The sequence below is a fragment of the Isoptericola sp. NPDC056618 genome (genome assembly GCF_042792715.1).
Lineage (GTDB): Bacteria > Actinomycetota > Actinomycetes > Actinomycetales > Cellulomonadaceae > Isoptericola > Isoptericola nanjingensis.
This window is the reverse complement of sequence record NZ_JBHTVZ010000008.1, coordinates 1-22,156: the sequence shown is the minus strand read 5'-3', so window position 1 is coordinate 22,156 and position 22,156 is coordinate 1. Positions and strand designations below refer to the sequence as shown.

Below are 22,156 nucleotides of genomic sequence, written 5' to 3'. Positions count from 1 at the left end.
CGGGGGCGGGGGGGCGGGCGGCGGCGCTGTGGGGGTGCGTGGCGGTCTCGGTTCCTGGGGGGTGCTGGGGGGTGGGGCGGCGGGGCGGGGCGCCGCCCCCCCCCCCCGCCCCCCCCACGGGGGTGCGGTCCTCAGCGGGCGGCCTTGAGCGCCTTCGCGACGGGGGAGCGGTCCGCGAGGGCCGAGGTGACGCGGTCGAGGTAGATCGCGAGGAACACGACCGCGAGGCCGGCCTCGAACCCGAGCGCGATGTCGACGCTCGACAGGGCGCCCACGACGTCACCGCCGAGGCCGCCGGCGCCGACCATGCCGGAGATGACCACCATCGACAGGGCGAGCATGATCACCTGGTTGACGCCCGCCATGATGGTGGGCATCGCCAGCGGGATCTGGATCTGCCGCAGGATGCGGCGGTCGGTGGAGCCGAACGCGCGGCCGGCCTCCACCACCTCGGAGTCGACCTGGCGGATGCCCAGCTCCGTGAAGCGCACGCCGGGGGCGAGCGCGAACACGATGGTCGCGATGATGCCGGGCACAGGGCCGGTGAGGAAGATGACGACCGTCGGGATCAGGTAGACGAAGGCGGGCATCGTCTGCATGAAGTCGAGGATCGGCCGCACGATGCGCGAGACGTGCTCGTTGCGCGCCGACCAGATCCCGAGCGGGATGCCGATCAGCAACGCGACCACGGAGGCCAGCAGCACGAGCGCCAGGGAGTCCATGGCGTTGTCCCACTGGTCCATCGCGGCGATGAGCACGAAGCCGATCAGCGAGCCGACCGCGAGCTTCCAGCCCTTCGCCCAGAAGGCGATCGCAGCGAGCACGATCGCGACGACGAAGAACGGCGGGGTGCTGAGCACCCAGTCCAGGCTGTCGTAGATCGACTCGAAGAAGGTCTTGATGCCGTCGAAGAGCGGGTCGAACGTGTCGGTGACCCAGCCGATCGCCGTCTCGATCCAGTCACCGATCTCGACGCGGGGGACAAGGGTGTCGGTAGCGGCGGTGATCATGCCGGGGCTCCTTCCGTCGTCCCGGCAGGTTCGTCGTCGGCCGCACCCTCCTGCGGCTCCTGCGTCGTCCCGGGCGTGGAGACGTTGCCGTTCTCGACGGCCTCGCCGGCCATCGCCTCGAGGAGGGTCACGCGCGGCACGACGCCGACCAGGCGACCCTCGTCGTCGACCACCGCGAGCGGCACGGCGGACTCGGCCGCCGGCGCGAACAGCTCGGCGAGCGGCGTGTCCTGGTGCACCGAGGTCACGTCGGCGTCGATGAGGCCCTCGAGCTTCTCGACGCCCTCCTTGGTGGCGCGCACGGCGTCGTCGGCCCGCACGAGGCCCTTGAGGACGCGGCGGCGGTCGACGGCGAACGCGCCGGAGACCTCCGCCTCGCGCATCTCGCGCGCCGCCTGCCGCGGCCCGCCACCGGCGGGGACGGTGAGGCGCGGCCGCTGCATGACGGACGACGCGGTGAGCACGCGGGAGCGGTCGACGTCGGCCACGAACTTCTCCACGTAGGAGTTGGCCGGGTCGGACAGGATCTGCTCGGCGGTGCCGATCTGCACGATGCGGCCGTCACGCATGACGGCGATCCGGTCGCCCAGGTGCATGGCCTCGTTGAGGTCGTGCGTGATGAAGATGATCGTCTTGCCCAGCTTCTCCTGGAGCTCCAGGAGCTGCTCCTGCATCTCCGAGCGGATGAGCGGGTCGAGTGCGCTGAACGCCTCGTCCATGAGCAGCACGTCGGTGTCGGCCGCCAGCGCGCGGGCGAGGCCCACGCGCTGGCGCATGCCGCCGGACAGCTGCGACGGCAGCGAGTCCTGCCAGCCGGACAGGCCGACCATGTCGAGCGCCTGCTGCGCCTTCTCCTGACGCTCGGCCTTGCCGACGCCCTGGATCTCCAACGGGTACGCGGCGTTGTCGAGCACCGTGCGGTGGGGCAGAAGCGCGAAGTGCTGGAACACCATGCTCACCCGGGTGCGGCGCAGCTCGCGCAGGCGCTTGCCGTCGACCTTGGCGAGGTTGGCGTCTCCGAGCAGGACGTCGCCCGCGCTGGGGGTCCACAGCCCGTTGAGCATGCGGATGAGCGTCGACTTGCCCGAGCCGGACAGGCCCATGACGACGAAGATCTCGCCGGGGGCGACGTCGAAGGTCGCGTCGATGACCGCGGCGGTGCCGAGGTTCTTCACCTCGTCGCGCGAGGCCCCGGCCTGCAGGCGGCGGACGGCCTCACCGGGCTTGGGACCGAAGACCTTGTAGACGCCTCTCACCGAGACCGCGGGGGTCACCGCGGACGACTCGGCGGGCGTTGGGGTGGTACTGCTGTCTCCCGACATACGGGCAGGGCTCGCCACCTTCCATCACGTTCGGATGTACCCACGGTTCGCCGGGCGGCGCGTCGAGCACCGGTCACGGGTTCCCGTGCTTCCGCAGCTCCGGTGGGCACAAGGGCATCAAGCACCCTCCTATGCCGACGGGTGCCGTGGCGAACCATGATCACCTGCCTGATCTGCACGTTTCCTCCGTGTTGTCCTGCGGGTTTACCGGGTTTTTGCTGGTCAGGCGGGTGAAGTGATCGTTACCGGAATGTGATCTTGAGGGTGGCGCAGGTCACGTGACCGGCCGGATCGGTGTGGTCCCGACCACCTTTCGGTGTCGCTCGCGGGTCGAGCGTCGTTGAAGACATCGTCAGGTTTCGGCAAGGCGGGAGTCGCCGGGACCCTGGCCGAGCTGCAGGGTGCAACCGCGCGTCGAAGAACGCCTGAGACGCGCCGCCGTCCCACCAGGACCCGCCGGGCGAGGCCGGCACCCAGGAGGAGTGCCGGCCTCGCTGCGTCCGGGAGGTGCCGCGGTCTACCCTGGGTGCTGGCCCGTGCGGACACGCCGGGCCACGCGCAGACGGGAGCCCCCAGCGCACACGGCTCATACCGCAGACCCCAGGAGGGCGACCATGTCCACGACCGCTGAGGCACCCGGCGCGACCGGCTTCGACGAGGCTCCCGGCCGCTACAAGGTGCGCTCGCTCGCGCTGGCGGAGGCCGGCCGGCACCAGATCCGGCTCGCCGAGCACGAGATGCCCGGCCTCATGGCGCTGCGCGCCGAGTACGGCGAGGCGCAGCCGCTGGCCGGCGCCCGCATCGCCGGCTCCCTGCACATGACGGTCCAGACCGCCGTCCTCATCGAGACGCTCGTCGCGCTCGGCGCCGAGGTCCGCTGGGCCAGCTGCAACATCTTCAGCACGCAGGACGAGGCGGCCGCGGCGATCGTCGTCGGCCCGCACGGCACCCCCGGGGACCCGCAGGGCGTCCCCGTGTTCGCGTGGAAGGGCGAGAGCCTCGAGGAGTACTGGGACTGCACGGAGCAGATCCTCGTGTGGCCCGGCGCGGAGAACGGCCAGGGCGGCCCCAACCTCATCCTCGACGACGGCGGCGACGCCACGATGCTGGTGCACCTCGGCCTGCAGTACGAGCGTGCCGGCGTCGTGCCGCCGGACACGCTGCCGGGCGAGCCCGACCACACCCACGAGATGAACGTGGTGCGCGCCGTGCTGCGCCGGGCGCTCGACTCCGACCCGCTGCGCTGGACGACGATCGCGCAGAGCATCGGCGGCGTCACCGAGGAGACGACGACGGGCGTGCACCGGCTCTACCACCTCGCCGAGGCGGGGGAGCTGATCTTCCCGGCGATCAACGTCAACGACTCGGTCACCAAGTCGAAGTTCGACAACAAGTACGGCATCCGCCACTCGCTGCCGGACGGCATCAACCGCGCCACCGACATCCTCATCGGCGGCAAGGTCGCCTTCGTGTGCGGCTACGGCGACGTCGGCAAGGGCGCGGCCGAGGCGTTCCGCGGCCAGGGCGCGCGCGTCATCGTGTCCGAGGTGGACCCGATCTGCGCGCTGCAGGCGGCGATGGACGGCTTCCAGGTGGCCCGGCTCGACGAGACGATCGGCGAGGCCGACTTCGTCATCACCACGACGGGCAACAAGGACGTCGTGCGCGTCGAGCACATGCTCGCGCTCAAGGACAAGGCCGTCGTCGGCAACATCGGGCACTTCGACAACGAGATCGACATGGCCGGCCTCGCCGCCGTGCCGGGCGTCGTGAAGACCGAGATCAAGCCGCAGGTGCACGAGTGGACGCTGCCCGCCGGCGTCGGGCCCGACGGCGTGGAGCGCCCCGAGCGGTCGATCATCGTGCTGTCCGAGGGGCGCCTGCTCAACCTGGGCAACGCGACCGGCCACCCGTCGTTCGTCATGTCGAACTCGTTCGCCAACCAGGTGATCGGCCAGATGGAGCTGTTCGCCGACATGGCCCGCCCGGCCGAGGAGCGGCAGTACGAGCGGCAGGTGTACCGCCTGCCCAAGGTGCTCGACGAGAAGGTCGCGCGCCTGCACCTCGACGCCCTCGGCGTCCGGCTCACCGAGCTCAGCAAGGAGCAGGCCGAGTACATCGGCGTGCCGGTGGAGGGTCCGTACAAGCCGGAGCACTACCGCTACTGACCTGTCAGGGCCACGCGCATGTTCTGATGCTCCTGGCCCTGACAGGTCGCGGGCCGGGCACGGGGGACAGCCCCCGTGCGCAGGGTGGCGCGCCGGATGTCGGCGCGGCGCCGCGGGCGGCAGCCTGGAAGCATGACCAGCATGACGTCCACCGACGGCCAGGTGCCGCCGCCCGCGACCCCGCCGACCCCGCCGCCGGCCACGCAGCCCGCCGAGCGCCCGGCGGTGTCCCCGCGGGCGACGACGGACGGGGCGCCGCCGTTCCTCCTCGCCCCGTTCGACGGCCGGACGTGGCGCGCCTACGGCTTCCTGTGGCTCGCGCTGCTGCTCGCGCCGTTCGCGCTCGCGTACGCCCTGTTCACCGTGTCGTTCATGGCGGGCGTCGCGGTGACGGTCGTGGGCCTGTTCGTGGCGGGCGGCGTGCTGCTCGGTGCGCGCGGGTGGGCGTCGGTCTACCGGCGGATGGCGGTGCGCTACCTCGGCGTCGAGATCGCCGAGCCCGCGCCGCGGCAGCCGCGGAAGGGATTCTGGCGGCGCCTCGGCGGGATGCTCGGCGACGCGACCGCCTGGCGCGGGCTGCTGTACATGGTGGTGACGTTCCCCCTGGCGATCGCGGCGTTCGTGGTGAGCACCGTGTTCCTCGCCGTGGCGCTCGGCGGGATGACGCACTGGTTCTGGTCGCGCTGGCTGCCGGCGCAGCAGGCGGGCGACGGCACCTGGCACCGGGGCGCCTCGTTCGGCACGGACTGGTTCGTCGACACGCCGGCCCGCCAGCTCCTGCTGGCGGCGGTCGGCCTGATCCTGTTCTACCTGTGGCCGCAGGTGCAGTCCCTGTTCGTCGGCCTCTTCCGGATGCTGGCGGAGGGGCTGCTCAGCCCCACGCGGGCCAGCCTGCGGGTGGCGTACGCCGAGCGGGCCCGCGCCGTCACCGTCGAGGACGCCGACGAGCGCCTGCGCCGCATCGAGCGCGACCTGCACGACGGCACCCAGGCGCACCTCGTGGCCGTCGCCATGCAGATCGGCGAGGCGCGCGAGCTGCTGCGCGACGGCACGGACGGCACCGACGGCACCGGCGGCATCGACACCGCGGAGCTCGCCGCCGTCCTGGAGACGGCGCACTCCAGCACGAAGGACACGCTCGCCGAGCTGCGCGAGCTCGCGCGCGGCATCCGCCCGCCCGCCCTGGACGCAGGCCTCGCCGTCGCCCTCGAGACGCTCGCCGCGCGCGCCGCCCTGCCCGTGCGCGTGCACGCCGTCGGGCTCGACGGGGCGGACCTCCCGCCCAGCGTCACCGCCATCTCCTACTTCGCCGTCGCCGAGCTGGTCGCCAACGCGACCAAGCACGCCCGGGCGACCGGCGTCGACGTCGTGGCGGGCGTCGAGCCCGTCGCGGACGCCGCGACCGGGGCCGCCGTGCGTGCGCTCGTGCTGCGCGTGCACGACGACGGCGTGGGCGGCGCCGCGGTGCGCGCCCCCGACCCGTCGGGCAGGGGCAGCGGCCTCGCCGGGCTCACGGACCGGCTGTCGGGCGTCGACGGCACGCTCCGGGTGGTCAGCCCGGCGGGAGGGCCTACGGTGATCACCGTGACCATCCCGCTGCCCGCCCCCGGGGCCCGCCGATGACGCCCGGGGCGTCGACCGGCCCGGCGACCGGCTCGAGCCCGCTGCGCGTCGTCGTCGCCGAGGACTCCGCCATCCTGCGCGACGGCCTCGTCGCGCTCCTGTCCCGCCGGGGGCACGACGTCGTCGCGGCGGTGCCCGACGGCGACGCCCTCGTCCGCGAGGTCACGACCCTCGCCGCCGCCGGCGCCCTGCCCGACGTCCTCGTCGCCGACATCCGCATGCCGCCGTCCCACACGGACGAGGGGTTGCGCGCGGCCGAGGCGCTGCGCGCCGCGCACCCCGGGCTGCCGGTGCTCGTGTTCTCGCAGTGGGTCGAGACGCGCTACGCGTCCCGGCTGCTCGAGGGCGACCCGCGCGGCGTCGGCTACCTCCTCAAGGACCGCGTCGCCGACGTCGGGGACTTCGTCGCCGCGCTCGGTCGGGTCGCGGCGGGGGAGACGGTGCTCGACCCGGAGGTGGTGCGCCAGCTCATGGGCGCGCACCGCTCGCCGGAGGACGGCGTCGGCCGCCTGACGCCGCGCGAGAAGGAGGTCCTGGAGCTCATGGCGCAGGGCCGTTCCAACGGCGCCATCGCCGAGCAGCTCTACCTGTCGTACGGGGCGGTGGAGAAGAACGTCGCCGCCATCTTCACGAAGCTCGACCTGCCGCAGGACTCCGCCGACCACCGGCGCGTGCTCGCCGTCCTGCGCTACCTGGGCGTCGACGCCTGACGCCCTGACAACTCGCGCGCTGGGCGGGGGGGTGTCCCCCCGGACGGTGCGGGGGAGACGCCGGACGACGCGGGGGTCAGGCCCATGTCGGACGACGCCGCAGGTCACGAGGCTGGGAGGGTCCTCGTCGCCCAGCCTCAGGAGCCATCGTGGCCGTCCTCGACGCCCCCGCCCCGCCCTCGCCGTCCGCACCGCCACCGGTCGCGACGCGGCGCCCCGACACCCCCTCCCGGTCCACGGCGCCGGACGCCGCGCCCGTCGCCCGTCCGCGCCGGGCCCGCGACCCGTTCGTCGACGTCGTCCGGGCGCTCGGCACCCTCGGGGTGGTGCTGCTGCACTGGCTGATGGCGGAGGCGACGTGGGACGGGCGGACGCTCCTCGTCGGCAACGCGCTCGGGCACGGCGCCGGCTGGCTCGTGACCTGGCTGCAGCCGTTGGCCCTGCTGTTCTTCGCTGCCGGCGCCTCCGCCGGGTACCAGCGCGGGGCCACCGTCGTGGGTGGCCGCGGCTGGGCCGGAACCGTCCTGGCGAGGCTGCGGGCGACGGCCCGGCCCGTCGGGGCGTTCGTCGGGGCCTGGGCGCTCGCGGTCGCCGCGCTGCTCGCGCTCGGGGTGCCCGACGACGCGGTGTGGCGGATGGCGCGGATGGCGCCGCAGCTGCTGTGGTTCCTCGGGGTGTGGGTGGTGCTCATGGCGCTCACCCCGGTGCTGCGGGCCGCCTGGCAGCGCTGGCGGTGGGGTGCGCTCGCCGTCGCCGTGGCGCTGCCGCTGGCGCTCGACGCGCTGCGGTTCGGGCTCCCCGGTGAGCTCACCGGCGGGCTGGCCTGGGCCGACGTGCTGCTCGCCTGGGCCGCGCCGTTCCTCGCCGGGATCGCGTACGCCTCCGAGCGCAGCGACCCGCGCCGTCCAGCCCTCGACCGGACCACCGGCGCGACCGCCGACCCGCTCGCCGGCCGCACCGCCCGGCTGCTCCTCACCGCCGGCGCCGTGGCAGCGGTCGCCGCGACGGCCGTGCTGGTGGCGGTGGGCCCGTACCCGCTCAGCCTCGTCGGGATGCCCGGCGACAAGATCTCCAACCTCGGCCCGCCGACGGCGCCCGTCGTCGCGCACGCAGTCGCCCAGGTGTGCCTGGTCCTGCTGTTCCGCGCCGCGCTCGTGCGACGCACCGCGTCCGGGGCGGGAGCGCGGGCCGTCGGTGCCCTGGCCCGCCGGTCGATGACCGTCTACCTGTGGCACCTCACCGCGATGTTCGCCGTCGTGGGGGTCGCGCTCCTCGGGCTCGGGCAGGAGCTGCCGGCCGCGTGGGGCGCGGACTGGTGGGGGTCGCGCCCGGTCTGGTTCGCGGCGTACCTGCTGGTGCTGCTCGGCCTGGTGCGCGTCTTCGGCCGCTTCGAGGACCGTCGCCGCTGACCGCCGGTGCGGTCAGCGGGGCGGGTCGGGGACGGCGTACGGCAGGCGGTGCAGGCTGGCGGCGCGGGCCTCGGCCCGCGCCTGCTCGGCCTGCCCGCGCTCGAGCTCGCGGTCGCGGCGCTCGTGCAGGACGGCGTGCAGGAACGCCTCGGGCGGCGTGCCAGGCGGCGGACCGGGGGCGACGAACGGCTCGACGCGGCCGGCCAGGTCGTCGGCCAGGCCCGCACGGGACGCGGGCGCGAGCCGGGGAGCGCGGTCGAGGAACTGCCGTGCGGCGAGGGCCAGACCGTCGGGCAGCCGCCGGATGTCGGCCGTGCGGGCCCAGGCGGCCAGCTCCGGCGGCATGCCCAGCGGGACCGTCCGGGCGCGGCCGCCCCGCACGCGGATGACGTACGTGCCGGCCAGCAGGTCGCCGAGCCGCTTGCCGCGCGCGTTGGACAGCGACGCGACCAGCGCGACGCTCCCGACCGTCAGCCACAGCTCGCCGATGCCCACCAGCGCCCGCACGAAGGCGTGGCGGAAGCGCACCGGGCCGCCGTCGTCGCGCACGACGCGGAGCCCGGTGATCAGCTTGCCCAGCGAGCGGCCCCGGCTCAGCGTCTCGACCGTCGTCGGGATCACGACCATCACGAGCGCCGCGGCGACGACGCCCGCCACCCGGGCCCACTGCTCGTCGATCGCGACGTCCTGCAGGGCCACGACGACCAGCAGCGTGATCCCGACGATCGCGAGCGCCGCGAGGTCGAGCAGCGCCGCCAGCGCCCGGCTGACGAACGACGCCGGCCGTGCGTCGAGCACCACGCCCTCGCCGATGACGATCCCGTCCTGCATGTGCATCCCCCGCTCGTGCGACGTGTCCCGTGTGGAAGGGTATCGACCGTGGACCTCGACGCCTTCACCGCCGTGCACAGCCCGCAGTGGGACCGGCTGAAGCAGCTCACCCGCAAGCGGCGCCTCGACGGCGCGGAGGCCGACGAGCTGGTGCGGCTGTACCAGGCGGTCGCGACGCACCTGTCCACGGTGCGGTCGGCCGCGCCCGACCCGGTGCTCGTCACCCGGCTCTCCGACCTGCTGAGCCGGGCCCGCGTGCGGGCCACGGGCACGCACGAGCCGGCCTGGGCCGACGTCGTCCGCTTCGTCGCGGTGACGGTGCCCGCGGCGCTGTACCGGGTGCGCTGGTGGACCCTCGGCGTCGTCGTGGTGTGCCTCGCGCTCGCCGTCGTCGCCGGGTACCGCGTCGCCACGGACCCGGACGTCCTCGCGCAGATGGGCACGCCCGCCGAGCGCGAGGCGTACGTCAACGAGGCGTTCGCGTCGTACTACGACCCGGGCGCGTCCTTCGCCGCCATGGTGTGGACGAACAACGCGTGGATCGCCGCGCAGTGCGTGGGCCTCGGGATCACCGGCGTCTGGCCGGCCTACGTGCTGATCCAGAACGCGGTGGGCGTGGGCGCCACCGGCGGCATGATGGCGGCCTACGACGAGCTGGACGTGTTCCTGCAGCTCATCGCGCCGCACGGGCTGCTCGAGCTCACCGCGGTGTTCGTCGCCGGCGCCGCCGGCCTCAAGCTGTTCTGGACGGCGGTGTCGCCCGGCCCGCGGCCGCGCACCGTCGCGCTGGCGCAGGAGGGGCGCGCGCTCGTGACCGTCGCGATCGGGCTCGCCGGGGCGCTCGCGGTGTCCGGTCTGATCGAGGGCTACGTCACGGGCTCGACGTTGCCCTGGTGGCTCAAGATCGTCATCGGCGCGATCGCGCTCGCCGGGTTCTGGGTCTACGTCGTCGTGCTGGGCCGGCGCGCCACCGCGGCAGGGCTGACGGGGGACCTGGACGCCGACCGCGCCGGCGAGGTCGTGCCGACCGTCGGCTGACCGGCACCCTCGCGACTGCGGGGTCAGAGCCGTCCGGCGGCCTTGAGCGCGAGGTAGGTGTCCGCGAGCCGGGGAGCGAGGTCGTCCGGCAACGCCTCGACGACCTCGGCCCCGTGCTGGCGCAGCACGGTGGAGACGGCCGCCCGCTCCAGGTCGGCACGAGCGGCGGCCGCCGCGTCGTAGACGGCGGCCGCCGACGACCGGTCGGCGCGCAGCCGGGCGGCGTCCGCGTCGGCGACGGCCGCGACGACCACCTGGTGGGTGCCGGAGAGCCGGTCGATCACCGGCAGCAGGCCCGTCTCGACGGCCGCCGGGTCCAGCGACGTCAGCAGCACCACGAGCGAGCGCTGCGAGACCCGCTGGCGCACCTGCCCGACGAGGCCGGGCCAGTCCGTCTCCAGCAGGGCGGGCTCGACGGTCGACAGGGACTCCGCCAGCGCGGGCAGCAGCCGCGGGCCGGACGCGCCCGCGACCCGGGCCCGCAGCGCCCGGTCGTACGCCAGCACCTGCACGCGGTCGCCCGCGCGGTCGGCGAGCGCCCCGAGCAGCAGCGCGGCCTCGATGCCCGCCTCCAGCCGCGTGCCGCCGAGCGACGACGGCGCGTCGTCGTCCGCGCCCTCGAGCGCCCGCTCGGTGTCGGCCGCGGCGGCAGTGCCGATCCGCGCGGCGGACGTGCGGCCGGTGTCGAGCACGATCACCACGCGCCGGTCGCGCTCGGGCCGCCAGGTGCGCACGACGACGTCGCCGCGGCGGGCGGTGGCGCGCCAGTCGATCGAGCGCACGTCGTCGCCCACCACGTACTCGCGCAGCGAGTCGAACTCGGTGCCCTCGCCGCGCACCTGCACGGCGGCCCGCCCGTCCATCTCGCGCAGCCGCGCCAGCCGGGAGGGCAGGTGGCGCCGGCTGGCGAACTCGGGGAGCACGCGCAGCCGGGCCGGCACCGGGATCGACGCCTGGCGGGCGGCGACGCGCAGCGGGCCGAACGAACGGACCGTCACCGGCCCGGCGGCGCGGTCGCCCCGGCGGGTCGGACGCAGCGGGGTGCGCACGCGGACGGACTCGCCGGGCGGCAGGTCGACGTCGTGCCGGGCCGACCGGGCCACGAGCGGCTCGCCGGCCGCCGCGCCGTCGGTGCGCAGGCTCGCGTCCGGCACCAGCGACGGCGGCCAGGCGTCGCGGACGACCGCGCGCAGCCGCCGTCGGGCGGTGTTGGTGACCACCAGCTCCGAACGGGCCGTCGTGCCGAGCCGCACGGAGCGGGGCGTGCGGCGCTGGAGCGCGACGGCGCGCGGGGACGCGGCGAGAGCGACGTCGACGGCGCACACGGCCGCCACGACCAGCGCCCACACCACGACCGTCCCCGGCACGGGGAACAGGACCACCGGGATCACCCCGAGCGCCGCCAGCACGACGGCGCGCCACGTCAGCGCCATGTCCGGGTCCCGCTCAGCGGGGGACGGGGACGGTCGCGAGCACGGTCGTGAGGACGCTCTCGGCGGTGACGCCCTCGAGCTCCGCCTCGGGCCGCAGCTGCACGCGGTGCCGGAGCGTGGGGTGCGCGAGCGCCTTCACGTCGTCGGGCGTCACGTACGAGCGCCCCGACAGCCAGGCCCAGGCGCGCGACGTCGCGAGCAGCGCGGTGGCGCCGCGCGGGGACACGCCGAGCGAGAGCGAGGGGGAGCGGCGGGTGGCGCGGCACAGGTCGACGGCGTAGCCGAGCACCTCGGGCGCCACCTGGACCTGTCGCACCTCGGCCCGCGCGGCGGCGAGCTGCTCGCGGCCGGCGACCGCCCGGACGCCCGCGGCGCCCAGGTCGCGCGGGTCGAACCCGGCGGCGTGCCGGGCCAGCACCTCGATCTCCTGCTCGCGCTCGGGGACGGGAAGCACCACCTTGAGCAGGAAGCGGTCGAGCTGCGCCTCGGGCAGCGGGTACGTGCCCTCGTGCTCCACCGGGTTCTGCGTGGCGATGACGACGAACGGGTCCGGCAGGGGCCGCGGCGTGCCGTCGACGGACACCTGACGCTCCTCCATCGCCTCCAGCAGGGACGCCTGCGTCTTCGGGGGCGTGCGGTTGATCTCGTCCGCGAGCAGCAGGTTCGTGAAGACCGGCCCCTCACGGAACGAGAACTCGGCCGTGCGCGCGTCGTACACCAGGGACCCGGTGACGTCGCCGGGCATGAGGTCGGGCGTGAACTGCACGCGCTTCGTCGACAGGTCGAGCGACGCGCCGAGCGCCCGCACCAGCAGGGTCTTCGCGACGCCGGGCACGCCCTCGAGCAGCACGTGGCCGGAGCAGAGCAGCGCGATGAGCAGGCTCGTCACCGCGGAGTCCTGGCCCACGACCGCCTTGCCCACCTCGCTGCGCACGCCGGCGAGCGCGGCGCGCAGCTCGCGGGACGGGGCGCCCGCGGCGTCAGGCGCCGGGGGAGCGGCCTGCGGTGCCGGGGGTGCCGACGGGGGCGCCGGGTCGCCCGGGGCGGTGGTCGACGGTGTGGTCGACGCGGTGGTCGACGCGGTGGTCTCGACAGGGGCCGCGGGCGGCGTGCCCTGCGGGTTCTCGTCGGGGGTCGTCACGATCGGTGGACCTCGCTCTCCAGGGTGTCGAGCCGACGCGCGAGCTCGGTGAGCGCGTCGTCGTCGTGGGGTGGTGGGCCGTACAGCAGGTCGGCCACGTCGTGCGCGGACCGCCCGGTGGCGCGGGCGACGGCCTCGGTGAGGGCCGTGGCGTCGGCGGACCGCGGCACGCCCAGGCGGCGCGCGACGGTCTCGGCGGTGGCGGCGCGCAGGCCCGCGGCGGCGTGCCCGCGGGACCTGGTCCGCCGGTAGAGGCGGCCGCGGCCGCGGGTGGTCTCGGCGGAGCGGACCACGACCGGGAGCTCCTCCGCGACCAGCGGTCCCAGCCGGCGCGCCCGCCACACCGCGGCGACGAGCACGACCAGCAGCGCCCACAGGCCGACGACGCCCGCCCAGGGCGGCAGGACGCCGGCGCCGGCGGACGGCGCGCCGCCCTCGCCGGTCGAGCTCGTGTCCAGCGGGTCGGGCACGAGCCACACGAGCGTCTCCTGCGCGCCCAGCAGGCCCAGCGCGAGCGCCGCGTTGCCGTTGTCCAGCACCGCGTCGTTGGTGACGAAGGACGGGTCGTCGACGGCGGTCACGACCCGTCCACCGTCGGCCCCCGCCGGCTCGACGCGCGCCAGCCCCGCCGGCCCGTCGACCGGCCAGCAGAGGGTGACGTCGTCGGCCCCGGGCTCGACCTGCAGGCCGGGCGTGAGCCACATCGTGCCGGCGCGCGTGGCGAGCGGGAGGTCGCACGCCGGCTCGACGGCGAACGCGGGGGCGGCGGCCCCGGGCGTGCGGCTGACGGCGCCGTCGGTGGCCGCGCGCACCAGCTCGTCGTCGGCACCGAGCAGCACCATGTCCGCGTCGACGCCGGCCAGGGCGTCCACCTGCTCGGGCAGCAGCATGCTCCCGGGCGTCACCAGCAGCGTCGTGCCCGGCCCGGCCGCCGCGACGGCGTCCGCGACCCGGGTCACGTGGCGGACCTCGACGCCCTGGCGCCCGAGCACCTGCGCGACGGCGCGGGCACCGGTCGGCTGCGCGTTGTCGGGCGCGTACGGGGTGGTGGACGTGGCCGGGCGCTGCACGGCCAGCACGGCCACCACGAGGGCGAGCACCCCGAGTACCAGCAGCGTCCAGCGGGTCCGGCGCCAGCGGTCGGCGGTGCGGCCGCGGCCGGTGGTGCCGTCCCCCGTCACGACCGGCGAGACCACGGCGTCCGGCGTGGTCTGCGTCGGGGCCGTCACGGCGTCCCCACCCCGTCCGGTGCCGCGGCGGCCGCGAGCGGCTCGGGCCGCAGCCCGCGCACCCGCTCGTCGAGGTCGCGCAGTCGGCGGTCGTCCTCCGGACCGGCGGGCAGCGTGCCGTAGCAGACGTCGTCGAACAGGCGGGCCGCGTCGTGCAGCTCGGCGGCGACGGCGGGCAGCCGCGTGGCGGCGTCGTGCGCCGCCTCCTGCGCCGTCCGGCCGGGGCGCTCGTCCAGCACGACGCGCTCCTCCAGGGAGCGCACGAGTGCGCGGAACCGGTCCAGCACGGCCGCGGACCAGTCGCCGCGGGCGGCCGCGTCGTCGGCGGACGCCCGCAGCTCGGCCGCGGTGCGCTCGTCGCCGTCGAGCACGACGACGGAGCGCCGACGGCGGCGGGCCAGGCGGACGGGCCCGGCCACCCACCAGGCGAGCGCGGCGACGAGCACCACGACCACCACGACCACGAACGCGAGCGGGAACCGCCCCTCGCCGAGGGTCAGGCCGTCGAACAGGTCGCCGAGCCAGGTGAGCAGGCGCTCCAGCAGCGACGGCTGCGTGGAGTACTCGGGTCGCGACAGCTCCTCCAGCAGCCAGCGGTGCGCCGTCTCCCGGTCGGGGTCCACGGGCACGGCGGCGGGCACGTCGACGAGCAGGGTCGTCACGACCTCGTGCACCACCGCCGACGCGCCGCTCACGCGAGCATGCCGGGCGGGGGTCCGGGCTCGCCGCCGGGCCGTCCGCCGTCGGACGACTGCGCCGCCGCGGCGAGCTGCACGTCCAGACCCTCGCGGCGCATCCGCACGTCGATGTAGAGCAGGGCGACGACCGCCGCCACGAAGATCGTCGTGATCGCGGCCGAGATGACCGACGACAGCACGCTCATGACCACGGTCGCGGTCGTGAACGACTCGGTGCTGCCGCCGGTCCCGCCGATCACGCCCGCGATGAGGCCGAGAGGGATCGTGATGATGTACGCGGCGGCGCTCACGATGATCATCGCGAGCAGGTAGATGCCGAACAGGCGCCAGAAGGACCCGCGCGTCAGCCGCCAGGCGCGCGCGATCGTGCTGCCCAGGCCCTGCCCCTCGAGCGCCAGCGCGGGCGCGACGAGCCCGATGCGCACGCCCAGCCACACGACGACCACGACGTACCCGGCGCCGAGCAGGAGCCCGAGGCCGACGGCGGCCCCCGTGGACTGCTCGCTCACGAGGGCGACGAGCAGGACCAGGACGAAGAACCAGACGAACGTGCCGACCGCACCGGCGAGCGTGCGCAGCAGGGCCCAGCCGATGAGCCGGCCGACACGCCCGCGGAGCCGCTCCCAGACCTCGCCGAGGCTCAGCTTGCGGCCGATGACCGACTGGCTCACCGAGACGGTGAGGATGCCCTCCACCACGGGCTGGGCGAGCAGCAGGGTCACGCTCATGCCGAGGGACGACGCGAGCGTCTGGGCGATGAGGTTGTCGAACCCGAGCTCGGTGATCTCCGGGTCGGACTCGGCCAGCGTGGAGAACGACGACGAGATCGACGGCACGATGAGCTGCGCGACCAGCACGCCGAGCACCGTCGCGACCAGGATCACGAGGGTGGCGGCGCCGAGCATCACCTTCGGGTTGTGCCGGATCGCGGTGAACGCGCCGTCGTAGATCTCGCCGAGCGACAGCGGCCGCAGCGGCACGACGCCGGGCTTCGTCGCCGGCGGCGCAGCCGGCGGCCGCGGGCCGTAGGGGCTCTGCCCGTACTGGCCCTGCCCGTACTGGCCCTGCCCGTACTGGCCCTGCCCGTACTGGCCCTGCCCGTACTGGCCCTGCCCGTACTGCCCGGAGGTGGGCGGCTGCGGGGCGCCCTCGGGCGCGCGCTGGCCGTAGCGGGGCGGCTCGGGGGCGTCCCCCCAGCCGGACGGCGGCTGGGGCTGGTCGGGCGTGCTCATCGCGGCCTCCCGGGCTGCAGGGCGGTCGGGTCGTGCCGACGCGACGTCGGCGGACGGGACTGTCGGGGCTGTGCTGGTGGAGTGCTGGTGGAGTGCTGGAGGGACCGGGTGTGACGCCGGTCGCCCCGACCCTAGTACGGCGCGCCCGCCCGCTCACGCGGCCTTCCACCGGACCTGCCGCCGTGGCTGGCAGAATGGCCGCATGAAGTCCCGTGTCCTGGTGGTCGACGACGACACTGCGCTGTCCGAGATGATCGGCATCGTCCTGAAGTCCGAGGGGTTCGAGCCGACGTTCTGCGCCGACGGCGACGGTGCCCTCGTCGCCTTCCGCGACGAGCAGCCCGACCTCGTCCTGCTCGACCTGATGCTGCCCGGCAAGGACGGCATCGAGGTCGCCCGCGAGATCCGCGCCGAGTCCGGCGTCCCGATCATCATGCTCACCGCCAAGACGGACACGGTCGACGTCGTGCTCGGCCTCGAGTCCGGCGCCGACGACTACGTGACGAAGCCGTTCAAGCCCAAGGAGCTCGTCGCCCGCATCCGCACCCGGCTGCGCCGCAACGACGACCCCGGCCCCGAGCGGCTGCGCATCGGCGACGTCGAGATCGACGTCACCGGCCACAACGTGGTGCGCGACGGCGAGCGCATCAGCCTCACCCCGCTGGAGTTCGACCTGCTCGTGGCGCTGGCCCGCAAGCCCTGGCAGGTCTTCACCCGCGAGGTGCTGCTCGAGAAGGTCTGGGGCTACCGGCACAGCGCCGACACCCGCCTGGTCAACGTGCACGTGCAGCGCCTGCGCTCCAAGGTGGAGCGCGACCCCGAGAACCCGACGGTCGTGCTGACCGTGCGCGGCGTGGGCTACAAGGCCGGTGCCCCGCGCTGAGCCCGCCGCCCGCCGCGTCCGCCGGACGTGGCGGCGGTGGCGCGCCTGGACCGTCTCGCGGACCCGGTACCTCGTCCGGCGGTGGCGGTCGTCCCTGCAGCTGAGGGTCGTGACGTCGGCGCTCGCGCTGGGCGTCGTCGCGGTCGCGCTGCTCGGCCTCTACCTGTCGATCTCGATCCGCGACGGGCTGTACGAGCAGCGCGTCGACCGCATCGAGCGCGAGAACGCCTCGATGACCGAGCAGGTGCGCAGCGCCTTCGACTCCTCGCCCGCGACCTCGAACTCCGACCTGCAGCTCCTGCTCGTGCAGATGGTGCGCACGCTGGCGGCCGGGGCGTCGAGCGCGCAGGACTTCCTGCTGCTCAGACCCCCCGACCAGCCGAACCGGCTCGCCGAGACGGGCACGCAGATCGGCCTCAAGAGCATCATCGGCGAGGACCTGCGGGAGGCGACGCGCGCCACCGAGGGCCAGGTGCTGCAGTCCACGCAGATCCCCGCCGAGTACACGGACACCGAGGCGCCGGAGCCGGGCGTCATCGTCGGGTCGACGGTCGAGGTGCCGTCCATCGGCACCTACGAGCTGTACGCGATCTACTCCCTGCAGGCCGAGCAGGAGACGCTGTCGTTCGTGCAGCGCACCCTCGCGCTCGGCGCGCTCGCGATCCTCGCGCTGCTCGGCGCGCTCACGTGGGTCGTGACCCGGCAGACGGTCGCGCCGGTGCGCCGTGCGGCGACCGTCGCGTCGCGGCTGGCCGACGGCCACCTGGACGAGCGGCTGCCGGACGCCAAGGGCCAGGACGAGATGGCGACCCTCACCCGCACGTTCAACGAGATGGCCGGGAACCTCGAGGACCAGATCGCGCGGATGGAGGAGCTCTCCGCCGCGCAGCGCCGCTTCGTCTCCGACGTCTCGCACGAGCTGCGCACGCCGCTGACCACGATCCGGATGGCGGGCGAGGTCATCCACGCGTCCCGCGACGAGCTCGACCCCGCCGCCCGCCGCTCCGCCGAGCTGCTGTACACGCAGCTCGACCGCTTCGAGATCCTCCTCACCGACCTGCTGGAGATCAGCCGGTTCGACGCCGGCGCGGCCGTGCTCGACGTCGAGCAGCGCGACCTGCGCGACGTCGTCGTGGCCGTGGCGGACACGTCGATGCCGCTCGCCGAGACCAAGCACGTCTTCCTGTCCGTGACGCTCCCGGACGAGCCGGCGACGGCGGACGTCGACCCGCGGCGCGTCGAGCGCATCGTGCGCAACCTCGTGGTGAACGCCGTCGAGCACGCCGAGGGCAAGCCGGTCGAGGTCACGGTCGGGGTCGACGCCGACGCGGTGGCCGTCGTCGTGCGCGACCATGGCGTGGGGCTCGCCCCCGAGGACATCGACCGCGTCTTCCACCGCTTCTGGCGCGCGGACCCCGCCCGCGCCCGCACCACCGGCGGCACCGGTCTGGGCCTCGCGATCTCCCTCGAGGACGCGCGCCTGCACGCGGGCCGCCTCGAGGCGTGGGGGCGCCTCGGGGAGGGCGCGAGCTTCCGGCTCACGCTGCCGCGCCGGGCCGGGATCCGGCTGCACGGCTCGCCGCTGCCGCTCGAGGGCCCGTCGACCGGCGTCACGGCGCCGCCCACCGGCCAGCTCCCGGTCGTGAACCCGCCGACCGGCCCCACGCCGACGGCCATCCCCGAGCTCGGGGTCGTGGACGCCGACGGCCTGGACATCGCCCACGCGCCCGTCCCGTCCGCCCGGCCGGACGACGAGGAGGAGACCCGATGACGGCGCCCCTCACCCCCAGGCCCGCGCGCCGCCCGCGCCGTCGGCTCGCGGCGCTGCCGGCCGCCCTCGTCTCCGTCCTGGCCGTGCTCGCCATCACCGTCGCGTGCGCCCGCATCCCCACGAACGGGCCGGTGCGCGACGGCGACACCGAGCTGGAGAACATCAGCGAGATCGGCTACATCGCGTCGGGTCCCGCGGCCGGCGCGAGCCCTGACCAGGTGGTGCAGGGGTTCCTCAGCGTGGCGCAGCTCGGCCCCACGTCGAGCTCGTCGTTCGCCGTCGCGCAGGAGTACGTCACGGACGAGGCGTGGGAGGGCTGGGACCGGTACGCGCGCGTGCTCGTGCTGGAGGAGGACCCCGAGCTGGATCTCACCGACGTCCCGGCCGACGCGACCGAGACGACGGTCGACGCGACCGTGCGCGTGGTCGCGACGCTCGACGACCGCGGGATGTACACCGAGGAGGCCCGGACCAACGAGTTCACGGTGTCCTTCGGTCTGTCGCGCAGCGCCGGCGGGGAGTGGCGGATCTCCCAGCTCGAGGACGGCCTCATGCTCCCCGCCGCGTTCTTCGGCCAGGCCTTCCACCCGACGACCCTCTACTTCCCGACGCCCGACCTCGCCTGGTGGGTGCCCGACATGCGGTGGTTCCCCCGCCAGACCTGGCGCACCGACGCGACCAGCGAGATCCTCGCCGGCCCGCCGGAGTGGCTGCAGGACTCGACGACGACCGTCATCCCGGAGGGCACGTCGCTCGCCATCGACGCGGTGACGGTGACCGACGACGGCACCATCGACGTGAGCCTCACGTCCACGATCTCGCAGGCCAGCGCCGACCAGCGCGCGCTCGCGACCGCGCAGCTGCAGGCGTCGCTCGCCGAGGGGGAGGGCCGCACCGTCGTGCTGTCCGTCCAGAACGCGCCGCTCACGACCGCCGAGGCCCCGGCGATCTCCCCGCCCCGGACGTCGGGGGAGGCGCTCGCCGTCTCCGACGGCGAGATCGTGCGCGTCGTCGGGCGGGAGCTCCGCGAGCCGGACGAGCCCGTCTCCATCGCCGGCCTCGACCCGACGGCCCTCGCCGCCGGCCCCGGCGACGAGCCGGTCGTGGTGCGCGACGGCACGCGGCGCATCGTCCGCGTCACCGGCGACGGCGCGCCCGACGTGCTCCTGTCCGGCGCGAAGCTCGTGGCGCCGTCCGTCGACCGGTTCGGCGCCGTGTGGAGCGCGCAGGGCTCGGAGCTCCTCGTCGCGATGCCGTCCGGCGCGGTGCGGACCCTGGACGTCGACTGGCTGTCGTCGCGGACCGTCCGGTCCGTGCACGTGTCGCCGGAGGGCGCCCGCGTCGCGATCGTCAGCTCCGGCCCCAGCGGCCGCCTGGTGCACGTGGCCGGCGTGGTCCGCGACGCCGAGAACGTCCCGACCGGCCTCTCGGCGCCCGTGCAGGTCGGCGCCTCCGTGCGGCAGGTGACGCAGGCGGCATGGCAGGACGAGGCCGTGCTCGCCCTGATCGGCCAGGAGGCCGACGGCGACGCCGCGGTCTTCCTCTCCGGTGTGGGCGGGCTCTCCGGCCAGGGCGGGCTGTCCCGGGCCCAGCCCGGCGTCCCGGGACCGAGGTCCGTGACGGCGTCCGTCGGGACGGGGGCCATGCTCGCCATCGACAGCGGGGGCACCCTGTACTCGCGGCAGAGCTCCGCGCTGTGGTCGATGGTGTCCGACGGCGTCGACCTGGTCGCCTACCCGGGCTGACGCCGCCGCCGCACGGGGACGGGGCCCGAGGCTGCCCCCAGGCCGCCGTCCTCCCCAGGCCCCGGCGCGGGCGACCGCGCGGCGTCGCGGGCGGGGCACGCTGCCCGCATGCCTTCGACGACGACCCCGCCACCCGTGCGGTGGCTCCGCGAGCTCGGCCGCCTCGTCGTGCCCGTGTCGTGCCCCGGCTGCGGTGCCCTCGACGTGCGCTGGTGCCCCGCCTGCGAGACCCTGCTCGGCGGCCCGCCGGCCCGCGTCGAGGCCGGGGCCGGGCGCCTGGACCGGCTCGACGGCGTCCCCGTGCTGCCGGTCTGGGCGCTCGCGGCCTACACGGGTCCGGTGCGCGAGCTCGTCGTCGCGTGGAAGGACCGTGGACGCGCCGACCTCGACCGGCTCGTGGGCCCGCCCGTCCGGTCGGCGGCGCGAGCGGTCGCCACGCCGGTCGCGCGCGCCGTCGCCGGGCGACCGCTGCTCGTGGTCGGCGCACCCTCGACGGCGGCGTCCCGCCGGGCGCGCGGACGCGACCACGTGCGCGTCCTCGCCCGCGCCGCCGCGGCCGGGCTGCACGACGCGGGGCTCGGCGCGGCGGTCGTCCCCGCGCTGACCCGGCGCGGCCACGGGCGCGACCAGGTGGGACTCGGCGCGCGCGCCCGCGCGCGCAACCTCACCGGGTCCGTGGCGACCCGCGACCGGGTGCTGGCCCGCGCCGGCGGGACCCGCCCCGCGGTCCTGCTCGTCGACGACGTGGTCACGACCGGCTCCACGCTCGCGGCCGCGGAACGCGCCCTCGAGGATGTCGGCGCGGACGTCCTCGGCGCCCTCGTGCTGGCCGCCACCCCGCCTCCCGGGGCCGTCACGAAAGAGGTGACGAACCTCCTCGAGCCACCGGTATCCCTGGCGCGCGAGAGGGGGTTAGCCTGGGGGTCCCACGCGGGCGAGACGCCCCCGAGACTGCGGTCCGGGTCGCTCGTCCGTGCGACCCACGAGCGGTCCGGACTCGCGTCCGGCGACCCGGGAGGTGGTGCCGAGCACGGTGCCCCGGACGGGGTGCCCAGACGGACAGACTCGGGCCGCTCGTGAAGTGGGCGGCCTCACGACGAAGTGGAGCAACACGATGGAGATCGTCGTCGTCGGCAGGCACACGGAGGTGGCGGACAGGTTCCGCCGGCACGTGGAGGACAAGCTGAGCAAGGTCACCCAGCTCGCACCGGCCGCTCGCCGGGTGGACGTGGAGGTGACGCGCGAGAACAACCCGCGGCTCTCCGAGGTCCGGGAGCGGGTCGAGCTCACCGTGCACGACAAGGGGCCCGTGATCCGCGCGGAGGCCGCGGCGGACGACCGGTTCGGAGCCCTCGACATCGCGTTGGACAAGCTCACCGAGCGGCTGCGCCGATCGCGCGACCGCCGCAAGGACCACCGCCGCCGTGCGGGCGGCGACGTCCTCCCGTCCGTGGACGTCCGCCCCTACGACGAGGTCGCCGCCACGGACGCCGCGGCCCAGCCGTCCGCACCCGTCGCGCTCGCCGAGCCCGGTGACGCCGTCGAGGAGCAGCTGGGCGACTCCCCGGTGGTGATCCGGCGCAAGCTGCACCACGCCGAGCCGATGACCGTCGACGACGCCGTCTACCAGATGGAGATGGTGGGCCACGACTTCTTCCTCTTCATCTCGAAGGAGACGGCCCGTCCGTCCGCGGTGTACCGCCGCCGGGGCTGGACGTACGGCGTGATCGAGCTGGACTCGACCGTCGGTGGCGTGGAGCCGGTGACCGAGCTGACGTGATCTGACCCGTCCGTCGGTCGAGCTTGTTGAGACCACGGTGCGGGCGAGCCGGTCGAGGCCTTCGTCGCGGGGACGCGTTCACGGGCGCCAGGGCGCCCTCCACTTCGGGAGGGATACGTCCCCGCGACGAAGG

Annotated in this window: 18 protein-coding genes; 10 read left to right on the top strand and 8 right to left on the bottom strand. The window is 75.2% G+C overall.

Annotation, left to right across the window (positions count from 1 at the left end; translation table 11 throughout):
• Nucleotides 1–131 precede the first annotated feature (131 nt).
• Together ACFQ8T_RS11620 and ACFQ8T_RS11615 are read right to left on the bottom strand one after the other, a co-directional pair.
• Complete coding sequence (locus tag ACFQ8T_RS11620) at nt 132–1,010, bottom strand: ABC transporter permease (protein ID WP_430546687.1); 879 nt, start codon at nt 1,008–1,010, stop codon at nt 132–134.
• Entirely contained in the window at nt 1,007–2,332 is a 1,326-nt protein-coding gene (locus tag ACFQ8T_RS11615; RefSeq protein ID WP_430546686.1) for a glycine betaine/L-proline ABC transporter ATP-binding protein, read from the bottom strand. The genes ACFQ8T_RS11620 and ACFQ8T_RS11615 overlap by 4 nt, the downstream gene beginning before the upstream one ends.
• Before the next feature lie 614 nt (nt 2,333–2,946).
• Here ACFQ8T_RS11615 and ahcY point away from each other — a divergent pair.
• From ahcY to ACFQ8T_RS11595, 4 genes are all read left to right on the top strand, one after another.
• Nucleotides 2,947–4,500, top strand: a complete 1,554-nt coding sequence (gene ahcY, locus ACFQ8T_RS11610) for an adenosylhomocysteinase (protein ID WP_430546685.1) — start codon at nt 2,947–2,949, stop codon at nt 4,498–4,500.
• 132 nt (nt 4,501–4,632) lie between these two features.
• Nucleotides 4,633–6,123, top strand: coding sequence for a sensor histidine kinase (locus tag ACFQ8T_RS11605; RefSeq protein WP_430546684.1), 1,491 nt, complete (start codon nt 4,633–4,635; stop codon nt 6,121–6,123).
• A 41-nt stretch (nt 6,124–6,164) separates the two neighbouring features.
• Nucleotides 6,165–6,833 (top strand): response regulator transcription factor, encoded by a 669-nt coding sequence (locus tag ACFQ8T_RS11600; RefSeq protein ID WP_430546800.1) that lies wholly within the window; start codon nt 6,165–6,167, stop codon nt 6,831–6,833.
• Nucleotides 6,834–6,982: 149 nt separating this feature from the next.
• Entirely contained in the window at nt 6,983–8,242 is a 1,260-nt protein-coding gene (locus ACFQ8T_RS11595) for an acyltransferase family protein (RefSeq protein ID WP_430546683.1), read from the top strand.
• 12 nt (nt 8,243–8,254) lie between these two features.
• Here the strand turns inward: ACFQ8T_RS11595 and ACFQ8T_RS11590 are convergent, their stop codons facing one another.
• Nucleotides 8,255–9,073 (bottom strand): RDD family protein, encoded by an 819-nt coding sequence (locus tag ACFQ8T_RS11590; protein ID WP_430546799.1) that lies wholly within the window; start codon nt 9,071–9,073, stop codon nt 8,255–8,257.
• A gap of 48 nt (nt 9,074–9,121) precedes the next feature.
• On the opposite strand from ACFQ8T_RS11590, the gene ACFQ8T_RS11585 reads away from it, so the two are divergent.
• Nucleotides 9,122–10,111, top strand: a complete 990-nt coding sequence (locus tag ACFQ8T_RS11585; protein ID WP_430546682.1) for a stage II sporulation protein M — start codon at nt 9,122–9,124, stop codon at nt 10,109–10,111.
• Between the two features lie 23 nt (nt 10,112–10,134).
• Here the strand turns inward: ACFQ8T_RS11585 and ACFQ8T_RS11580 are convergent, their stop codons facing one another.
• The 5 genes from ACFQ8T_RS11580 to ACFQ8T_RS11560 form a co-directional block, all read right to left on the bottom strand.
• A complete protein-coding gene (locus tag ACFQ8T_RS11580) occupies nt 10,135–11,544 on the bottom strand; it encodes a DUF58 domain-containing protein (RefSeq protein ID WP_430546681.1) in 1,410 nt (469 codons plus the stop codon).
• Between the two features lie 13 nt (nt 11,545–11,557).
• The gene (locus ACFQ8T_RS11575; RefSeq protein WP_430546798.1) at nt 11,558–12,499 is read right to left on the bottom strand and encodes an AAA family ATPase; all 942 of its coding nucleotides are present in this window, start codon (nt 12,497–12,499) and stop codon (nt 11,558–11,560) included.
• Between the two features lie 182 nt (nt 12,500–12,681).
• Nucleotides 12,682–13,914 carry a DUF4350 domain-containing protein gene (locus ACFQ8T_RS11570; protein ID WP_430546680.1) on the bottom strand — a complete coding sequence of 411 codons (1,233 nt, stop codon included), beginning with the start codon at nt 13,912–13,914 and terminating at the stop codon, nt 12,682–12,684.
• Nucleotides 13,911–14,609, bottom strand: coding sequence for a DUF4129 domain-containing protein (locus ACFQ8T_RS11565; RefSeq protein ID WP_430546679.1), 699 nt, complete (start codon nt 14,607–14,609; stop codon nt 13,911–13,913). The genes ACFQ8T_RS11570 and ACFQ8T_RS11565 overlap by 4 nt, the downstream gene beginning before the upstream one ends.
• On the bottom strand, nt 14,606–15,844 hold the full coding sequence (locus ACFQ8T_RS11560; protein WP_430546678.1) for a glycerophosphoryl diester phosphodiesterase membrane domain-containing protein: 1,239 nt from the start codon (nt 15,842–15,844) through the stop codon (nt 14,606–14,608). The genes ACFQ8T_RS11565 and ACFQ8T_RS11560 overlap by 4 nt, the downstream gene beginning before the upstream one ends.
• Before the next feature lie 202 nt (nt 15,845–16,046).
• On the opposite strand from ACFQ8T_RS11560, the gene mtrA reads away from it, so the two are divergent.
• The 5 genes from mtrA (at nt 16,047) to hpf (ending at nt 22,023) form a co-directional block, all read left to right on the top strand.
• Entirely contained in the window at nt 16,047–16,727 is a 681-nt protein-coding gene (mtrA, locus tag ACFQ8T_RS11555; RefSeq protein WP_429735004.1) for an MtrAB system response regulator MtrA, read from the top strand.
• A complete protein-coding gene (gene mtrB / locus ACFQ8T_RS11550; protein WP_430546677.1) occupies nt 16,714–18,498 on the top strand; it encodes an MtrAB system histidine kinase MtrB in 1,785 nt (594 codons plus the stop codon). The genes mtrA and mtrB overlap by 14 nt, the downstream gene beginning before the upstream one ends.
• On the top strand, nt 18,495–20,243 hold the full coding sequence (locus ACFQ8T_RS11545; RefSeq protein WP_430546676.1) for an LpqB family beta-propeller domain-containing protein: 1,749 nt from the start codon (nt 18,495–18,497) through the stop codon (nt 20,241–20,243). Before mtrB ends, ACFQ8T_RS11545 begins: the two co-directional genes overlap by 4 nt.
• Nucleotides 20,244–20,351: 108 nt before the next feature.
• Nucleotides 20,352–21,323 (top strand): ComF family protein, encoded by a 972-nt coding sequence (locus tag ACFQ8T_RS11540; protein WP_430546675.1) that lies wholly within the window; start codon nt 20,352–20,354, stop codon nt 21,321–21,323.
• 34 nt (nt 21,324–21,357) lie between these two features.
• Nucleotides 21,358–22,023: a ribosome hibernation-promoting factor, HPF/YfiA family gene (gene hpf, locus ACFQ8T_RS11535; protein ID WP_430546674.1), complete on the top strand. Its 666-nt coding sequence runs from the start codon at nt 21,358–21,360 to the stop codon at nt 22,021–22,023.
• Nucleotides 22,024–22,156: the final 133 nt, after the last annotated feature.

Bases quoted from the DNA above. Each gene is read 5' to 3' on its own strand.
- ACFQ8T_RS11560 (WP_430546678.1), bottom strand. From the start codon at position 15,844: ATGAGCACGCCCGACCAGCCCCAGCCGCCGTCCGGCTGGGGGGACGCC.
- ACFQ8T_RS11590 (WP_430546799.1), bottom strand. From the start codon at position 9,073: ATGCAGGACGGGATCGTCATCGGCGAGGGCGTGGTGCTCGACGCACGG.
- ACFQ8T_RS11540 (WP_430546675.1), top strand. From the start codon at position 20,352: ATGCCTTCGACGACGACCCCGCCACCCGTGCGGTGGCTCCGCGAGCTC.
- ACFQ8T_RS11605 (WP_430546684.1), top strand. From the start codon at position 4,633: ATGACCAGCATGACGTCCACCGACGGCCAGGTGCCGCCGCCCGCGACC.
- ACFQ8T_RS11615 (WP_430546686.1), bottom strand. From the start codon at position 2,332: ATGTCGGGAGACAGCAGTACCACCCCAACGCCCGCCGAGTCGTCCGCG.
- ahcY (WP_430546685.1), top strand. From the start codon at position 2,947: ATGTCCACGACCGCTGAGGCACCCGGCGCGACCGGCTTCGACGAGGCT.
- ACFQ8T_RS11580 (WP_430546681.1), bottom strand. From the start codon at position 11,544: ATGGCGCTGACGTGGCGCGCCGTCGTGCTGGCGGCGCTCGGGGTGATC.
- hpf (WP_430546674.1), top strand. From the start codon at position 21,358: ATGGAGATCGTCGTCGTCGGCAGGCACACGGAGGTGGCGGACAGGTTC.
- mtrA (WP_429735004.1), top strand. From the start codon at position 16,047: ATGAAGTCCCGTGTCCTGGTGGTCGACGACGACACTGCGCTGTCCGAG.
- ACFQ8T_RS11620 (WP_430546687.1), bottom strand. From the start codon at position 1,010: ATGATCACCGCCGCTACCGACACCCTTGTCCCCCGCGTCGAGATCGGT.
- ACFQ8T_RS11545 (WP_430546676.1), top strand. From the start codon at position 18,495: ATGACGGCGCCCCTCACCCCCAGGCCCGCGCGCCGCCCGCGCCGTCGG.